The organism is Psychrobacillus mangrovi, from assembly GCF_037104765.1.
Classification (GTDB): domain Bacteria; phylum Bacillota; class Bacilli; order Bacillales_A; family Planococcaceae; genus Psychrobacillus; species Psychrobacillus mangrovi.
This window is the reverse complement of sequence record NZ_JBAWSY010000036.1, coordinates 1-15,098: the sequence shown is the minus strand read 5'-3', so window position 1 is coordinate 15,098 and position 15,098 is coordinate 1. Positions and strand designations below refer to the sequence as shown.

The 15,098-nt window shown below is 35.8% G+C and carries 16 protein-coding genes and 4 pseudogenes; 12 read left to right on the top strand and 8 right to left on the bottom strand.

Annotated elements, in window-relative coordinates; genetic code table 11:
• The 3 genes from WAX74_RS20665 to WAX74_RS20655 form a co-directional block, all read left to right on the top strand.
• The coding region (locus tag WAX74_RS20665) for an IS3 family transposase (RefSeq protein ID WP_241600806.1) at positions 1–97 on the top strand (97 nt) is incomplete at its 5' end.
• Positions 98–596: 499 nt separating this feature from the next.
• A complete protein-coding gene (locus tag WAX74_RS20660; protein ID WP_336499535.1) occupies positions 597–2,342 on the top strand; it encodes a T7SS effector LXG polymorphic toxin in 1,746 nt (581 codons plus the stop codon).
• 15 nt (positions 2,343–2,357) lie between these two features.
• Positions 2,358–2,807, top strand: coding sequence for an SMI1/KNR4 family protein (locus WAX74_RS20655; RefSeq protein ID WP_336499534.1), 450 nt, complete (start codon positions 2,358–2,360; stop codon positions 2,805–2,807).
• A 193-nt stretch (positions 2,808–3,000) separates the two neighbouring features.
• On the opposite strand, the gene WAX74_RS20650 is transcribed toward WAX74_RS20655, so the two are convergent.
• Positions 3,001–3,177, bottom strand: a complete 177-nt coding sequence (locus tag WAX74_RS20650) for a hypothetical protein (protein ID WP_336499533.1) — start codon at positions 3,175–3,177, stop codon at positions 3,001–3,003.
• A 16-nt stretch (positions 3,178–3,193) separates the two neighbouring features.
• A complete protein-coding gene (locus WAX74_RS20645) occupies positions 3,194–3,568 on the bottom strand; it encodes a YolD-like family protein (RefSeq protein ID WP_336499532.1) in 375 nt (124 codons plus the stop codon).
• 130 nt (positions 3,569–3,698) lie between these two features.
• Between WAX74_RS20645 and WAX74_RS20640 the strand changes: the two are divergent.
• A pseudogene (locus tag WAX74_RS20640) lies at positions 3,699–4,343 on the top strand (aminoglycoside phosphotransferase family protein); the annotation flags it as partial.
• Positions 4,344–4,475: pseudogene (locus WAX74_RS21100) on the top strand (DNA/RNA non-specific endonuclease); the annotation flags it as partial.
• On the opposite strand, the pseudogene WAX74_RS20635 reads toward WAX74_RS21100, so the two are convergent.
• From WAX74_RS20635 to WAX74_RS20610, 6 genes and pseudogenes are all read right to left on the bottom strand, one after another.
• Positions 4,469–4,777 (bottom strand): annotated as a pseudogene (locus WAX74_RS20635) (SOS response-associated peptidase); the annotation flags it as partial. The pseudogenes WAX74_RS21100 and WAX74_RS20635 sit on opposite strands and share 7 nt — an antisense overlap.
• Positions 4,778–5,183: 406 nt before the next feature.
• Positions 5,184–6,629, bottom strand: coding sequence for a right-handed parallel beta-helix repeat-containing protein (locus tag WAX74_RS20630; protein ID WP_336499531.1), 1,446 nt, complete (start codon positions 6,627–6,629; stop codon positions 5,184–5,186).
• A 135-nt stretch (positions 6,630–6,764) separates the two neighbouring features.
• Positions 6,765–7,082, bottom strand: a pseudogene (locus WAX74_RS20625) (MazG-like family protein).
• Positions 7,083–7,154: 72 nt separating this feature from the next.
• A complete protein-coding gene (locus tag WAX74_RS20620; protein WP_336499530.1) occupies positions 7,155–7,379 on the bottom strand; it encodes an SOS response-associated peptidase family protein in 225 nt (74 codons plus the stop codon).
• Positions 7,380–7,469: 90 nt separating this feature from the next.
• Positions 7,470–7,655 (bottom strand): hypothetical protein, encoded by a 186-nt coding sequence (locus WAX74_RS20615; RefSeq protein ID WP_336499529.1) that lies wholly within the window; start codon positions 7,653–7,655, stop codon positions 7,470–7,472.
• 4 nt (positions 7,656–7,659) lie between these two features.
• Positions 7,660–7,878, bottom strand: coding sequence for a DUF2188 domain-containing protein (locus WAX74_RS20610; protein WP_336499528.1), 219 nt, complete (start codon positions 7,876–7,878; stop codon positions 7,660–7,662).
• 370 nt (positions 7,879–8,248) lie between these two features.
• Here WAX74_RS20610 and WAX74_RS20605 point away from each other — a divergent pair, with 370 nt between their 5' ends.
• The 7 genes from WAX74_RS20605 to WAX74_RS20575 all read left to right on the top strand — a co-directional run bounded on the left by WAX74_RS20605 (position 8,249) and on the right by WAX74_RS20575 (position 14,279).
• A complete protein-coding gene (locus WAX74_RS20605; protein WP_336499527.1) occupies positions 8,249–10,171 on the top strand; it encodes a BglG family transcription antiterminator in 1,923 nt (640 codons plus the stop codon).
• 108 nt (positions 10,172–10,279) lie between these two features.
• Positions 10,280–10,603: a PTS sugar transporter subunit IIB gene (locus WAX74_RS20600; protein WP_336499526.1), complete on the top strand. Its 324-nt coding sequence runs from the start codon at positions 10,280–10,282 to the stop codon at positions 10,601–10,603.
• 54 nt (positions 10,604–10,657) lie between these two features.
• Positions 10,658–10,960, top strand: coding sequence for a PTS sugar transporter subunit IIB (locus WAX74_RS20595; protein WP_336499525.1), 303 nt, complete (start codon positions 10,658–10,660; stop codon positions 10,958–10,960).
• 36 nt (positions 10,961–10,996) lie between these two features.
• Positions 10,997–12,328, top strand: coding sequence for a PTS sugar transporter subunit IIC (locus WAX74_RS20590; RefSeq protein WP_336499524.1), 1,332 nt, complete (start codon positions 10,997–10,999; stop codon positions 12,326–12,328).
• A 72-nt stretch (positions 12,329–12,400) separates the two neighbouring features.
• Complete coding sequence (locus tag WAX74_RS20585) at positions 12,401–12,715, top strand: PTS lactose/cellobiose transporter subunit IIA (RefSeq protein WP_336499523.1); 315 nt, start codon at positions 12,401–12,403, stop codon at positions 12,713–12,715.
• Positions 12,716–12,728: 13 nt separating this feature from the next.
• Positions 12,729–13,172: a DUF3284 domain-containing protein gene (locus WAX74_RS20580; protein WP_336499522.1), complete on the top strand. Its 444-nt coding sequence runs from the start codon at positions 12,729–12,731 to the stop codon at positions 13,170–13,172.
• A gap of 18 nt (positions 13,173–13,190) precedes the next feature.
• Positions 13,191–14,279: a DUF871 domain-containing protein gene (locus tag WAX74_RS20575; RefSeq protein ID WP_336499521.1), complete on the top strand. Its 1,089-nt coding sequence runs from the start codon at positions 13,191–13,193 to the stop codon at positions 14,277–14,279.
• Positions 14,280–15,098: the final 819 nt, after the last annotated feature.

Here is a 15,098-nt window from a genome sequence, read left to right as displayed (position 1 = left end):
GTATATCGATTACTATAATAACGATCGAATTAAACAAAAACTGGCCGGCATGAGTCCGGTAAAATACCGAACTCATGCCAGCCAATTAGCTGCATAAATAAAACTCTAACTTTAAGGGGTCACTACCTCGATGGTCTATTTTTTTATTCAAAACATCAAGTAGATATTAGAAATCAATTGTAAAAGTCCACTGATCCGTACGGCAACAACTTTCCTCAATGGAGACATTATCTTCTATTACGGTAATTGAATCAAGCGTAACACATTAATACTATAGATGAATTATTTAATAAAAACAGGTGTCACTACCGTTTCGGTAATAGCTAACCGTACTCCATTTTCAACTCTATCAATTTAACCACTTTTTTCCTTCAAGGGTAGTGTAAGAGTCATAGAATTACTTTTTCATATTAATTCGTTAGGTTTATTTTTGTTGAAATTTCAAATTCTCTCTTTACCTCATTTCATAAAAATGGAATATTATAACTATTGATAAATTACTAGAGGGGGAGAAGAATGTTCACCTGTGGGGTATTATTGTATAATAAGGAACATTGTGAAGTAGTTATATCGAAACGCTCGTTGAGGCAAAGCCTATGAAAATATTGGATGTAGATTTATTTCAAGATGGGCTACAGCGCAATATTACTATGTTAGACAGGTTAAGCAGTGAAATAGAAGCAATCCATCGGGCAATCGATGAGCTCGTACAGATGGAGGATCAATTGAAAGGCGAGGGAGGGAATGCCATTCGCTCCTTTTATGGAGAGTGCCATTTGCCATTTCTTCAATATTTCCAATTGTTCTCTGAGAATTTCAATCAAGTGCTTCACCAGATGAAGGCAGCTCTTAACTCATTAGAACCTGATTCGACAGGCTACATATTAGAACAATTCCTAGAGGGAGAGCTAGAGCAGGGGCTAACTTTTATCGGTCAGCTGACTGCTAGTTTAACGGATGAGACAAACAGTATCATGGATCAGGTGAGCGATATTGTCGGCCTGCCCCACTTAGATGATAGCGGAGTACAGGAGGGAGTCATTAATTCTAAGTGGAAACGTGATGATACGGTTACTCAACTTCACGAATTCGATTCATCTCAGACGACCGCGTTGACGCCTATTGAACAAGATATGCAGACGATGGAAACTTGGCTCGCGGATTTGGAAGGATTATATAATGATGGACTTACAGATATCCATTTTCAAACAAATCAATGGGCAGCATTGGCTTCGTGCAACCCGCTCTTGACTGATTTGGCAACTTCCACCGCCCCCGATATTGACTCCGCGGAAGTGGAGAGTGAGAATGATACCATTGTAGATACTGGGATTGAAGTAGTTAAAGGGGTCGGTACTGGAATCTACGATGCTGGAAAAGATTTCGTGGTTGGGCTTTGGGATACAATCACAAACCCTAAGGCAACTGTCGAAGGCCTTGTAAATGCAGTCACAAATCCTGTAGAGACTTATAACGTCATTAAAACGGCCATCTCCGAATCCTATGACCGTGATATGGTCAATGGTGATGCCAATTCCCGTGCACATTGGGTGGCGTACGCTATCGGCACGGTGGCAACTTCTATTATAGGAACAAAAGGTACAAATGCCCTTGTAAAGACAGGTACGACTGCAGTTAAAGCAGCTGCCCCAACAATAGTTGCAACGACAAAGACCGCAAGTACTTCACTAACCAATCTGTTACCATACTCTCCACGTTATCAGCTGGCTATGCAAGTCGGGGTACCTTATAATACGGTGAATGGTATGGGATATAGAGATCAACTCTTTTCCATGGCTAAAATTACGAGTGGAGTTAATGGAGCAGGAAAAGACCAAGTGACAAACGTTAGTAAAAATTTAAACAATGATAAAAAATCTATACCGAATAGTATATTCGAGCCTAAGATAGCAGAGTCAGTTACTACTAAGGGTACGGGTAAAGACTATAAAAACTATAATGCTGTGGAATATACTGGAACAACAAAGGTTAATGGAGAAGTAAGAGATATTAGCAGACGGGTTTTTCAAAGGATTGATATCGATTATAAGAGAATTGATCCTGATACTGGCATGACAAATTTTCAATTAATGAAAAAAGGAAGAGCACCAATTTGGAAAGATGGAACAGTTATAGAGCTTCATCATTTAATCCAAAGAGAGCCAGGATCAATGGTGGAAATTCCTGCAAGTATGCATGATGAATATAATAAAATTTTGCATGGTTTGGTGGAGAATGGTGGGAGCTTTAGAAATGACCCTGTATTAAAAAAGCAATACGACAACTTTAGAAGTAAATATTGGAGATGGAGAGCTAAGCAAATAGATAAAGGTGAATTGTAAAAGGAGGAACCTTGAATGGATAAAGAGGAATTAACAAACTTTATTAATGAACATAAGGAATCAGATGACTTTACAGGTGGAGTAGATGAAAGTCAAATCAATTCTATCCAAAATGAGCTAGGGGTGGAATTACCAGAAAGTTTTAAGTGGTTTTTAACTACCTATGGTTCTGGTGGGTTATTTGGAGTTGATATTTTAGGAGTGGCTAAGTCAAATAGAGCTCCTGTTGTTGTTAATACAAAGAGATATAGAGATATAGGAATTGAAAAGGATTTAGTAGTTATTGAGGATGCTGGAGAATATGTTTACTGTCTATATACAAGCGAAATGGAGAATAATGAGTGCCCAGTAATAGCGTGGAATAGAACAGGGGGACTTGATGACTACAATACAGCAAAGAATTTTTATGAGTTTTTATCACAAAGGTTGTTGGATGCAAAAGAAGCATGGGAAGAAGATTTTTAAGATAGATAAAATAGAAAGAAATTATAAATGAGATTAAAGAAAATCAAAGTCTCCTGTTTATCTAGGGGATATCAATTAGAATTGTTCAACTAACGGGTGCTTAGTTAAATAAGGACATACAAATAGGGTCTTTTAATAAATATCAGCAATATTAGTTTAAAGAGCTTTATTATAAAAATACCACCTTCCATATTTACAGGTTGGTGGTTTCTCTTTCATCAAGTATACGACAATACTCTGATAGTTCTTCAATGTCTTCATTTGGCATATGTAGTAGTTGATTCAATGTATCCATTACCTTTTCTCGAGGCATCTTCTGCATCATAGCTTCTATTAATTGTTTTAGTTCTTCTTTTTGATTATTATCCATTTACAACACCTCGACTCTATTCTAATACAGTAACATCTACAATTTCATCCAATTGTATTACATACGATTTAAAAACATCTTCCATTTCAATAGTTCTTCTCTTTAAATCAACCCAGGAGATACTTCCAATTTGAATATTGAACTCTCCATTTTTCCATGTCTTCACTTCAACATCTACATTTCGTTTCATGGCAATTTGAATATTTTCTTGAATAATATCAAGGTCCCACTCATCTAGCTCAGGTTTAGGTATTTTATTTTGATCATCAACGTATTCACGAATAAGTTTCAAGTGCTCAGGGAGCATCATGGCTACCCACTTTTTATTTCCTCTATCTTTCACCTGGGATAAATCTAATTGGTGGTCCATCATTTCATCGAAAAAGCCCATTTAGATCACCATGCTTTCTTTATAAATTACAGGAATGAATGCGAGTACATTTCTATTTTAAAAGTTCTTTTGGTACTTCTCATAAAACAAAATGCCTTTAAAGAGTCCTTTGAAATAGTTAATACCTTAATTGACCTTTTACTCATATTACCATTGTCTTTCATGTAAATCATTTCAGCGATTTTTCCGTTTTCTAGTACTTTCAAAATATTTATACGCACATTCGTTCCCTCCTTGTATTTCATTATACGAACATATTCTAAGGAGTAAGGATGTAAATTCGTGCATTAATATTCCAACTGTTTATTTTGAAGATAAAGAAAAGAGAATAATATTGATGGAACTAGTAAAGGGAGTTACTCTGGACAAATATTACTTAGCAAATCCAGAGGATATACAGTCAGCATTTAGAAATTTTGGTGTCACGCTCACCCAAGTTCATTCAATTTGCACTGATAGGGTTCGTGACTTTTTTACGGATAACGATTTACGACAAAAAGAGTATATCAATTTCTACATAGAGAGTTTAAAAAATAGGGTTGCGAAGTTTGAAGACCCTGTATATATAAATTGCCTTCTAAATATTTCTGAAATGTTCAAGACTGTTTCATTTACTGAAGTTTTAAATCATGGAGATTATCATTTTTGGAATACAATATTAACTAATGAAAATACATTGTATATTTTGGATTGGGAAAAAGCTTTTATAGGAGACCCTCGTTATGATATAGCGAATACACTTGTCTTAGGATATTCGTGGTTCGGGACTAGCTTCTATGGGGACCAAGCGTACATGGAAAAAGTAATCCGTGATGCTGGTGGAGCTACTAACTTTGAAGCAATCATCACATATCCAAATACGGAAACACAGATTCCTTCAAGTTATCAATATACTTATACGATAATGGTACAAGAGTGAATGTTTTTCCCATTTGGAGCTACCCATTTTTCCCATAAACCCGCAACTCCAAACACTTCATCTGATTTCATCTTTATTCGCATAGGTACTTTACCTGTAGGTGTTACTTTCCATTCATAAAATGAATCCATCGGAATTACACAGCGTCGTCTCATAAATGCTTGCCGAAAACTAGGTTTTTCATCTACTGTCTCCGAGCGTGCGTTGATCATTTTGTATCCTATCTTTTCGTCCTTTGCCCAGCCTGGTATTAATCCCCACCTTAATTTGCCTAACCGATTCTTAATCCCATACGTCTGTGTTTTGTGTGGCGATTGTTCTTTCTTTCTTCTAATTTAATTGATAGGTTAAGCATCATTGTATTCACCTCTTTTTTGTTTTATTTTTTGTATTCATGCCTTTTATCGGACATGGCGGCACATAGTAGGCGTCATGTCATAACTTAGATGCGAGGGAAAACTTCGGGACTCAATGCTTTAGGTCTTTATAAATCAACGCTTAATCGGATAATGTAGGGGGCTTAGTGGAGTTTAAATGTGACTGGTCACTTATGTATCGTATATATAAAAAAAAACCCAAGGCGCTATGCCAAGGGGTTTTATGTTTACTATAATGCTTTATAGTCCGACGCTATTTGCACCGTGCGTCGCTTGTTCTTCGGTGAAACCTTCATGTATCAATTGGCTATTTGTTTTATTATTTTACATACGTAACATGACTACCAGTTCCACCAGCAATAGGTAGTTTAAAGGTATTTGTATTCGTGCCAATTTTCAGCTTTACATTAATTTTAGTGGATATGTTAATCCCACGGACAGATACATATTTGTTTGATAACTTACCATCACCAGTTAGGACGTTTTGTGAGATGGTTCCTTCGTTATTAGTAGAGCGTATTGCAATAGCAGCAGGTACTACGTACGTCTTGTCCTGTACATCCTGAATTTTATTTTTAGTAATTAAAAACTGATTATTATGGGTGTTGATACTAATACCATTAGCGAAGCTATTCTTCAAGGTATTTTCTTTTATTATTAAATCTTTCGTAAGCTTGGCACAGATTGCACCTGAGATACTGCTTCCTTCTTTCCCTGCATTTGTTAATTGGTTACCGCTTATCGTAAGACCACTGGCATAATCTGACGTTGATCCGGCAACAATAATGCCACAACCTTTGCCGATTCCTTCGATTTGGTTACCTTTTGCCGTTGAGCGCTGTGTACCAAATATTCCTTTTTTGCCATCACCTGTCGCATTAACAAACGCTATACCGACTTTCGCGTTTCTTATTTTATTATGGTTAAACGTAATATTTTCTCCACCATGCGTGTCTAACGCTTCCCATAATGGGATATCTTCTATGGTGCTATTTGTTACCGAGCTGTCTTTGCTTCGTGGATATTGTCTCAGGTCACTCTTAGAACCTTTCCTAGAAAAGAACACGCCATATGCATTTCCGTTGGTTCCCGGAGCAATAGCTTTAATATGGCTCTTATCTACGTTGAAATTACTAACAGAGAATCCGCCAATGCCTGCATAGCCGATGTCCTCAATGTTTGTATTTGTAACAGTCACATTGTCTGCAAATTCGGCTTTAATGCCATAAAAACCGATGTCATGAATAAAGCTATCATGAATAACAATATTTTTAGCATAATTCGCTGAATTCGCGCCATTAATGTTTATTCCGATACCCTTTACACCAGCATCTTTGTTGCCTGCGCCCTGTATTTCTAAACCGTATATCTTCACCCCGCTACCTATCGTTAGCAGTGTTGTGTGCTTTTTATCATTATAAATTTTAGAACCATAACCAATAATAGTTGTATTATCAGGAACTTTTAATCCGCTCACCTTAAACGAACTACCATATGGTAATACAACAATTTTACCGGCTCCGAGGTTCAATGCATCTTGTAGTCTTTCAGTCTCATCCGCAGTTTCTACAAGTACAACTTTGTCTTTATTACTATCTGAAATGCCAAGTTCAAGTCCAAGTTTAGCCTTTTCTGATATTTCTTTTCCTAACGTATTGATATCATGGGATTCCGCGTTCACTTTCACATCTGCACTGACACCAATAGTCAGCACCATAATAATTGCTAAAATACTGGTAAATAATACTCTCGATAATCTCATCATTTTCATGTCACCCTATGTTTTAAATTCGTATTAGTCCAAAAGGCTTAGGTATTTTATATCACTAAAAACCAATAAAAATAATCATACTGTTTCCGCAGTATGATAAATGGGTACTAATGCTTATATTTTTTCAGTTTAGTTTGTTATACAATCTTCTGATTTGACGAATACACCGTCGACGATTTTACCTGTGCGGTCTTTGATTTCACCGTATGCTTGATTTAAGCATTCTTCCAACGTCATGTTGTTTTGTTGTGCAAGAATAATCAGCGTCACAACCGCATCACCGATGCCGTCACGCAGGGCACCCATATCTCCCCGTACGAGTGCTGCCGCGACTTCTCCTGTTTCTTCTGCGACTTTTAAATATTACTTACTAGAATCCGCTTTGTCTATTCCTTTATTGATGGACCATTGTTCGACTGAATGTACTAGTGTGATTAAGTTAGGCATGGTTTGTTTTCTTCCGTTGTGTGTTTATTTAGTCTTGAGCGAGACCTTCGTGTACAGACGCTTCGTCTGCGGTCATGAATGTGAAGTAGTCGTCTTGTTCTTTATCGGTTGAATTTGGGAAGATTTCAGCGCGAATGAAGGTGCGAGCATCTTCTTTTGATTAATAATAGATACTACTTCTTGTGAAGGGGCGATATTATAGCTCGGCATGAATAGATCCTCTTCCATAGAATATTCAATATCGAATCGGTCTATCAGTGATTCAAAATCTGTAAAAAGCGTATATCTTCCACACACCACTATCACCTACTTTGTTCTTTTTCAATAGTATAAATTAGACAACCTAATTGTGGTAATGATACGTTCGCACATTTTGTTTGCATTATTTTACTGCCGGGAAAGGTGAATAACGTGTTGACTTTCATATTCTTTTATCAATTCTCGTAATTCTTTTTTTGTTTGATTTGTCACTTCAATTTTGTATCGCTTTGCTTTCATTAATTGGTGTTTGTTTGGTAGATGGTTAAAATTTTCATTTATAGTGCGTATCCGATAACCGCCTTGTTCTTCCACTCTTTTAATAGCATCCTTTTCTACGATGAATTACAACTTCAGTACCCTGATTTTTAGCGATGTCACGTGCTGAGTCTATAGCTTCTCTCTGAGTGTCATGCCGTGATGTAGCTTTGGTATTTCCAGCACCTTTTACCTGCCATCCACCATCTGGGTGTGGAGTAACATGGGTGAATAATTCAGGTAAAGGTATTCTTTCTAATAAATTAATTCTACTTGTCATAGAATGATTTACTAAAAAAATCAGGAGGTGTAAGTGGTGAAATGGGGACATATGCGTGAATAATATTCGGAGCAATGGGTCCTTGTAGAGACTATTACCGCCTACTCAGAAAATTCTATAAGCTATCTTGTTGAATTTTCAGTCATCTCTTACTTCCCCGATTAAACACTACATGGAAAGAATACAAGAAACTGCACGTAGCTGAAACTACTAGTCAATACTATATTATTCATACTGATCACAAGACAATTGAAGTTAAAGAACAAAATTTATTAAGTGTGGTTTTTTAAAATATCTCTACTCCGTAAAGAGTCCATTTAGATTTTTTTCTTGTTAAATTAATCCTGAAGATGGTAAGGGGTGCCTCAATATGTATATTCAATCAAGACTCCAAGGAATTTTGGCAGCATTATATAACGAAAAAGATAATATTAAAGGGGAAGAATTGGCTAAAATGCTGGATGTGTCAACAAGGACACTAAGAAGTGACATTAAATCGTTAAACGATGTGTTAGAATCTGTAAGCGCATTTATTTCCTCAACGCGTTACGGCTATAAACTTGATATAAAGGATCCTGAGGCTTTTTCTAAATTTTATCATCAGTTAAGCAATCAGTCTGAAAATGAACATAACATCCCACAAGAAAATGAAAAGCGGATTGATTATCTTTTAAAAAAGCTGCTCATGACTAATACTTATTTAAAAGCAGAAGAATTGGCTGCTGAACTATATATTAGTAAGTCAAGCCTAACAAGGCTTTTAAAAGGGGTAAAAGATCGTTTAAGTTCCTTTGACCTTTCCATCATCATTCGACCAAATTATGGTTTAAAAGTTATGGGTGAGGAGATACAGAAACGAGCGTGTATTTCTGAATTCTTTTTCCCAAAAAGGGGCGAGACACCTCTTGCATCTCAAAGTTCATTTTTCAATTCATATTTTTCTCAAAGTGAACTGCAGACGATAGAGAATGTTGTTTTTCAACGGTTGAAGGATACTGGAATAAATGTAAATGATATAGGGTTTGAGAATTTGGTAATACACTTGGCTATAAGCATTAAGCGAATTCAAATGGGGACGGAGATCGACCAGTATCCACTTCCAAATAAAATGGTCCATGAATCCAGAGAATTTCAAGTTATGAGCCAAATTCTACATGATTTACATAAGATTTTTCAAATTTTCTTTTCAGATGGGGAAAAATTTTATTTAACCGTTCATTTGATCGGAAACCGATCTTCATCACAAGGATGGGGCTTTGAAGATAAAGAAAAAGAATTAAATTTAACATTACTAGTGGTAAACACTATCTATGAAGTGATGGGATTGGATCTTAGGAAGGATATGGAATTACAACGCAATTTGACTATCCATCTTCAGCAAGCTTTTACTCGTTTATTGCTAGGACATAGAATAAGAAATCCTTTAATTCAGGAAATTACTTCCCATTATCCTGTAGCCTTTGAAGCAGCTGTTTTGGCTGTCTCTATTTTGGAAAAAGAGCTTAAGCTAAGTATAAATAAAGAAGAGACAGGTTTTATTGCGATCCATTTACAGGCAGCTATAGAACGAATAAATGGAACAAGGGACCCCAAACGCTGCCTAATTGTATGTGGTACAGGACAAGGGAGCGCAATTTTATTAAAGTATAAGTTAATGGATTATTTTGGCGGACTCTTAGATGTGATTGACACAATGGGGTATTATGATTGGAGGAATTATTCTCCCCCGTCCAATACTGATTTTATTATTACCACTATTTCGACTGACCTGGAAACTACTCTCCCTGTTATAAAAGTACATCATATTTTAGGAGCTTCTGATTTCGAAAGGATTCAGGAAGCATTTTTTCACAAAAGGAAAGAAGCACTCAGTTTTATCGAAAAAGATCTAATTTTTTTACAAATGCCCTTAAAGAATAAAGAGGAGGTTATTCATTTTTTGAGCAGCAGAGTGGTGGAACAAAGATTAGCAGATTCGGAGTTTGAACAAGCTGTTTTAGAAAGGGAAAAATTTATGGAAACTTCGTTTGGTAATTTGGTAGCGCTTCCACACCCTATACAAAATATCAGTACTAAAACCTTTTTGGCATTTTGCACGTTGCCAAAACCTATTATTTGGGGAACAACAACTGTTCAATTAGTATGTTTATTTAGTGTAAAGCAAAATAATAAGGAAGATTTACAATATCTATATGATTTTCTTTACGAAGTTCTAAATGACACAGATTTGATTAGTGAATTAGTTAAAATAGAAACTGTCCAGACATTTTTGGATCGGTTAAAACTAAAATAAAGAAAGTTCCCTTAATCATTTCCTCGATCATGCGGAAATTTTTTGTGTTTAGTTGAAAGCGGTTTCATTATATGCTTTAAATACAGCATCACTAAAGGGGTAGTAAACATGAAAATTTTGCTTTGTTGTGCTGCGGGAATGTCTACAAGTCTTTTAGTCAGAAAATTACAATCTTTCGTTTCTAATGATAAAAAGGCTTACTTTATAAAGGCAATGGATCAGGACAGTGCTGAGCTTCATCTAAAGAATTTTGATGTGGTTTTAATAGGTCCTCAAATTAGATACGCGCTCCCGAGATTAAAAAAAATTGCTCAAATCTATGAAATTCCGGTGGAAGTGATAGATCCAACAGATTACGGAAGAAATAATGTTGGAGCGATACTCGCGTTTGCTGAGCATCTTTTTAGTAAGAAAAAAGCAAAATTGGATTAACGAAACACCGCTGCTGCACGACCTGATGCTGAAAAAATATAAGGAGGTAAATTTGTGGTTAATATCATGTTAGTTTGTTCAGCAGGAATGTCAACTAGTTTACTAGTAAACAAAATGAAAGATCATGCAGCTTTGCAAGGAATAGAAGTGAATATATGGGCTAATGCTGAAGCGGAAGCAAAATCAGTTTGGGAGAAGGCGGATATTATTCTTTTAGGCCCGCAAGTAAGATATCTAGAATCAAAAATGAAAGAAATGGTTCAAAACAAAATCCCAGTTGCCGTGATTGATATGATGTCCTATGGAACCATGAATGGGAAAAAAGTATTGGAAGATGCTTTGGCAAAATTAGGCTAGCATTTCTAATAAAAATTAAAAAGTGGGGGAGTACAAATGACAGGTTTTATTAAATGGATGGAGGCGTACTTTGTACCAATTGCAGCTAGAATTGGCGGACAGCGTCACTTAGTAGCAATTCGTGATGGCTTTATCGCATTAATGCCATTAGTAATGGCAGGTTCATTGTCAGTGTTATTAAACAACCTTTTTTTTACACCAACTTCACTTGTCGCAACATGGTTCAACTTAAATCCAGAAACTAGCGGATATTTGCAATTTACAACTAAATACCTACAACCTTTTATGGGAAATATTTGGTGGGGAACCTTCGCCGTTCTGGCATTAGTGTTAGTATTTACGGTTGCTTATAGTTTGGCAAAATCATATGATGTGAATCCTTTATCAGCTGCAGTTGTTGCTGTTGCAGGATACCTTGCATTGACTCCTCAAGGAGTAATCGTTGCTTTAGCAGATGGTACTACTCAAGCAACATGGGGGAATTTCGGTTGGCAATACTTCAACTTTGGTGCACTATTAACAGCAATTATAGTCACATTGGTTATCACACAAATTTTCGTAACTTTAATGAGAAAAAATCTTACCTTTAAATTACCAGAAAATGTTCCCCCAGCAGTTGGACTCGCGTTCGCTGCAATCATTCCTGGCTTAATCGCCATCGTGGTTGGCGGTCTAGTACCAGTGTTGTTCTCAATCTTAAATGAAGCAAAAATTTTAACAGATACGAATCTCTTTGATTTAATCACAAGAGCCATTACAGATCCATTCATGCATTTATCACAAAACCCCTTCTCAGCACTTATTTATGTATTAGCGATTCAAATTCTTTGGTTCTTCGGTTTACATGGCGGTAACATGATGGGTGCCATTACGAACGCAATCTATCTGCCGGCAGTTGCTGAAAATGCCGAGGGTGGACACAATGTTTTCACATCTGTATTTTTTGATTCTTTTGTACACATTGGGGGAGCGGGTGCTACATTATCATTAGTAATTGCCATTATTATTGCTTCCAAGCGTAGGGATTGGAGAGAAATTTCTAAAATTGGAGGAGGTGCGTCAGTATTTCAAATCAATGAACCGATCATGTTTGGTTTACCTGTCGTATTAAGCCCAATATTAATTATACCTTTCTTGATAGTACCAGTGATATTAACCCTGATAGCTTATTTTGCGACTATTATAGGTTTCATTGGTTATACAAACGTTATAGTGCCTTGGGTAACGCCAATTGGAATTAGTGCTTTCTTAGCTACCTCCGGCGATATTAAAGCTGCTTTAGTAGCGATAATCAACCTAGTAGTTGCCATCATACTTTACTACCCATTCGTAAAGTTAGCAAATCGTTATGAATCAGAAAAACTTTAATATTTTTAATAATACAGAGAAAAGGAGATCACTTCTTTTCTCTCTTTTCTAAACAACTTGGAGGAATATGAAATGGAAAATAACGAATTAGTTTGCTTTCAAATAATTTCAACGGTAGGCACAGCTAAATCCATGTATCTAGAAGCGATTCAAGAAGCAAAAAAAGGTGAGTTTGAAAAAGCTGTTTCCTTAATTGAAGAAGGCAACAAAGTTTATGCAGAGGGACACCACATTCATGTTAAATTAATCCAACAAGAGGCAGTTGGGGAAAAAACTGAAATTGATTTATTACTACTTCATGCAGAAGATCAAATGATGAGTACAGAGACCGTAAAAATTATGGCTGAAGAGTTTATTGAAGTATATAAGAAATTAGAAGGACGATAGAGAGTGTGAAAAAATGGAACTAAGAGTACAGTTGCAGGTTAGTGCAAAAGAGGTATTTGAACAATTGCTCAGTTCAATCATACAAGATATTAATAATAGTACAGGCCAAACTATTGCTATGGACCAATTGTCCAAAGATTTTTCCTACGAAAAAAGTATTAGAAACCACATGGGATATAATGTCACGGTGAAGGTTCAAATTAATGAGCTAATCCAACCAATTAAGTATAGTGCTACAATTGAAAATCCAAAGGAATTTAACACAATAGAGTATTCGCTAAAGGATACCGTAAAAGGTGTAGAAATAACCTATAAAGAAAATTACAAAGCTAAATCGACCTTGCAAAATTGGAATTATATACTCATATCTCTAATTTATTCCAAAGGAAGCAAAAAGAAATTGCATAATCAATTCGCATATTTAGAACAACAAATACTTAATGGAAAAAGCCAATAAGGAAAAAGAGGTCATATTATGCAAAGACTAGGTATTTCAATTTATCCAGAACATTCAACCAAAGAAAAGGATATAGAATATTTAACACTAGCCGCAAAATATGGTTTTAAACGAGTTTTCACTTGTTTATTAAGTGTTGAAGGTAAAAATGCAAATGAAATCAAAAAGGAATACAAAGAAATCATTGGTCATGCAAATTCATTAGAAATGGAAGTAATATTGGATGTAGCTCCAAACATTTTTTCTAAACTAGGTATCACGTATGAGGACTTAAGCTTCTTTGCTGAACTTGGTGCAGCGGGTATCCGATTAGATGAAGGTTTTGACGGTGCAAAAGAGGCATTTATGACTTATAACCCATATAATCTTAAAATTGAAATGAATGCTAGTATGGGTACCAAACATATTGATAATATCTTAAGCTATAGAGCAAATAAAGAAAATATTATTACTAGCCATAATTTTTACCCACAAATGTATACAGGAATAAGCTTCAAGCATTTTGAAAAATGCAGTATAGATTTAAAAAACCATGGTCTAAGGGTTGCTGCTTTTATTTCTAGCCAGAATGACTCTACTTTTGGTCCTTGGCCAGTGAATGAAGGACTTTGTACATTGGAGGAGCATCGTTTTCTTCCAATGGATGTAGCTGCACGTCACTTGTTTGCAACTGGATTGGTAGATGATGTTATTGTCGCCAATGCTTATGCAAGCGAGGAAGAACTAAAAGCACTAAGTAACGTGAATCCAGCCAAATTAACGTTCAAAATAGAAATTAATGACCAAGTGAGCGATGTGGAAAAAGAAATAATTTTTAATTTTCCACATTATGTCCGTGGAGATATGAGCGAATACATGGCACGTTCTACCATGTCACGTATTACTTATAAAGATGCAGACATTCAGCCTCATCACACTGATGCCTTAAAACGTGGTAACATCATTATTATCAACAATGCATATGGTCGCTATAAAGGGGAACTTCATATTGTTTTAAAGGATATGCCAAATAACGGCTGTAAAAATATTGTTGGCTGTATACCAGAAAATGAATTGAAACTCTTAGAATACATCGAACCATGGAGGGTATTCCAAATTATTCTTTAAATATGATTTCATAAACGGTGAAAATTTTTCTACATGATCAAATAATATGTCAGAAGCTTTTTACGGTCCTATTTAAGGATTAAGTCTTTCGCTAAGAAAACCTCATTAAGATACGTTATGGTGAACCGTACCATAAATAACGGCAAGTTTTTTGGGTTGAAACGTGTAGAAGCCTGTTAAAGCGTGTTCAGCGGTCATAGGTTTGGGATGGCAGGTCGCCTGAAGCCTTGAGCGATGAAGCTTTCGTTTGAGTGGAAGGCAGGTGCAATACTGCATGTATTAATTGAAAAGGTCGGGTGGCTTTTACTTGCCCACAAACTGGGGCTGGAATTATTGTATGAAAGAAGCAATTCTTTAAATTTTTTTATTTTATATTTCGATATTTATCAAAACATCTTAACTCTTAGACCCATTTTATTTAAAAGACATAGTATCAAAAGGTGATGTACTACTTGTTGATACAAGGGAAGACTATGTATTTACAGTTCTGAAAGAAGAAACAGCCATGCGAAAAAATGATGCAGTAGCTTTAATCGAGAAACTCAAGAGTAAGTAAATTTCATTATAAAAGAGACCTTGTTATTCTAATAATAAAGGGCGTTGATCCATTAAAGGATTTACGTCCTTTTTGTTGAATACTTTAACTAAAGGGGCAGGTTAGTTTAAGAAGGAGTAAAGCCTTTTTCTTATTGAACTAAACCAGCTAATAGAATGTCAAGAAAAACATTTTAAATCGAAAACCGGTTCATGCTATACTAAAAATGTGCAACTCAAATAACCCTCCGAATTTCATTTGGAAGGTTTTTGTTGTATTTGAAA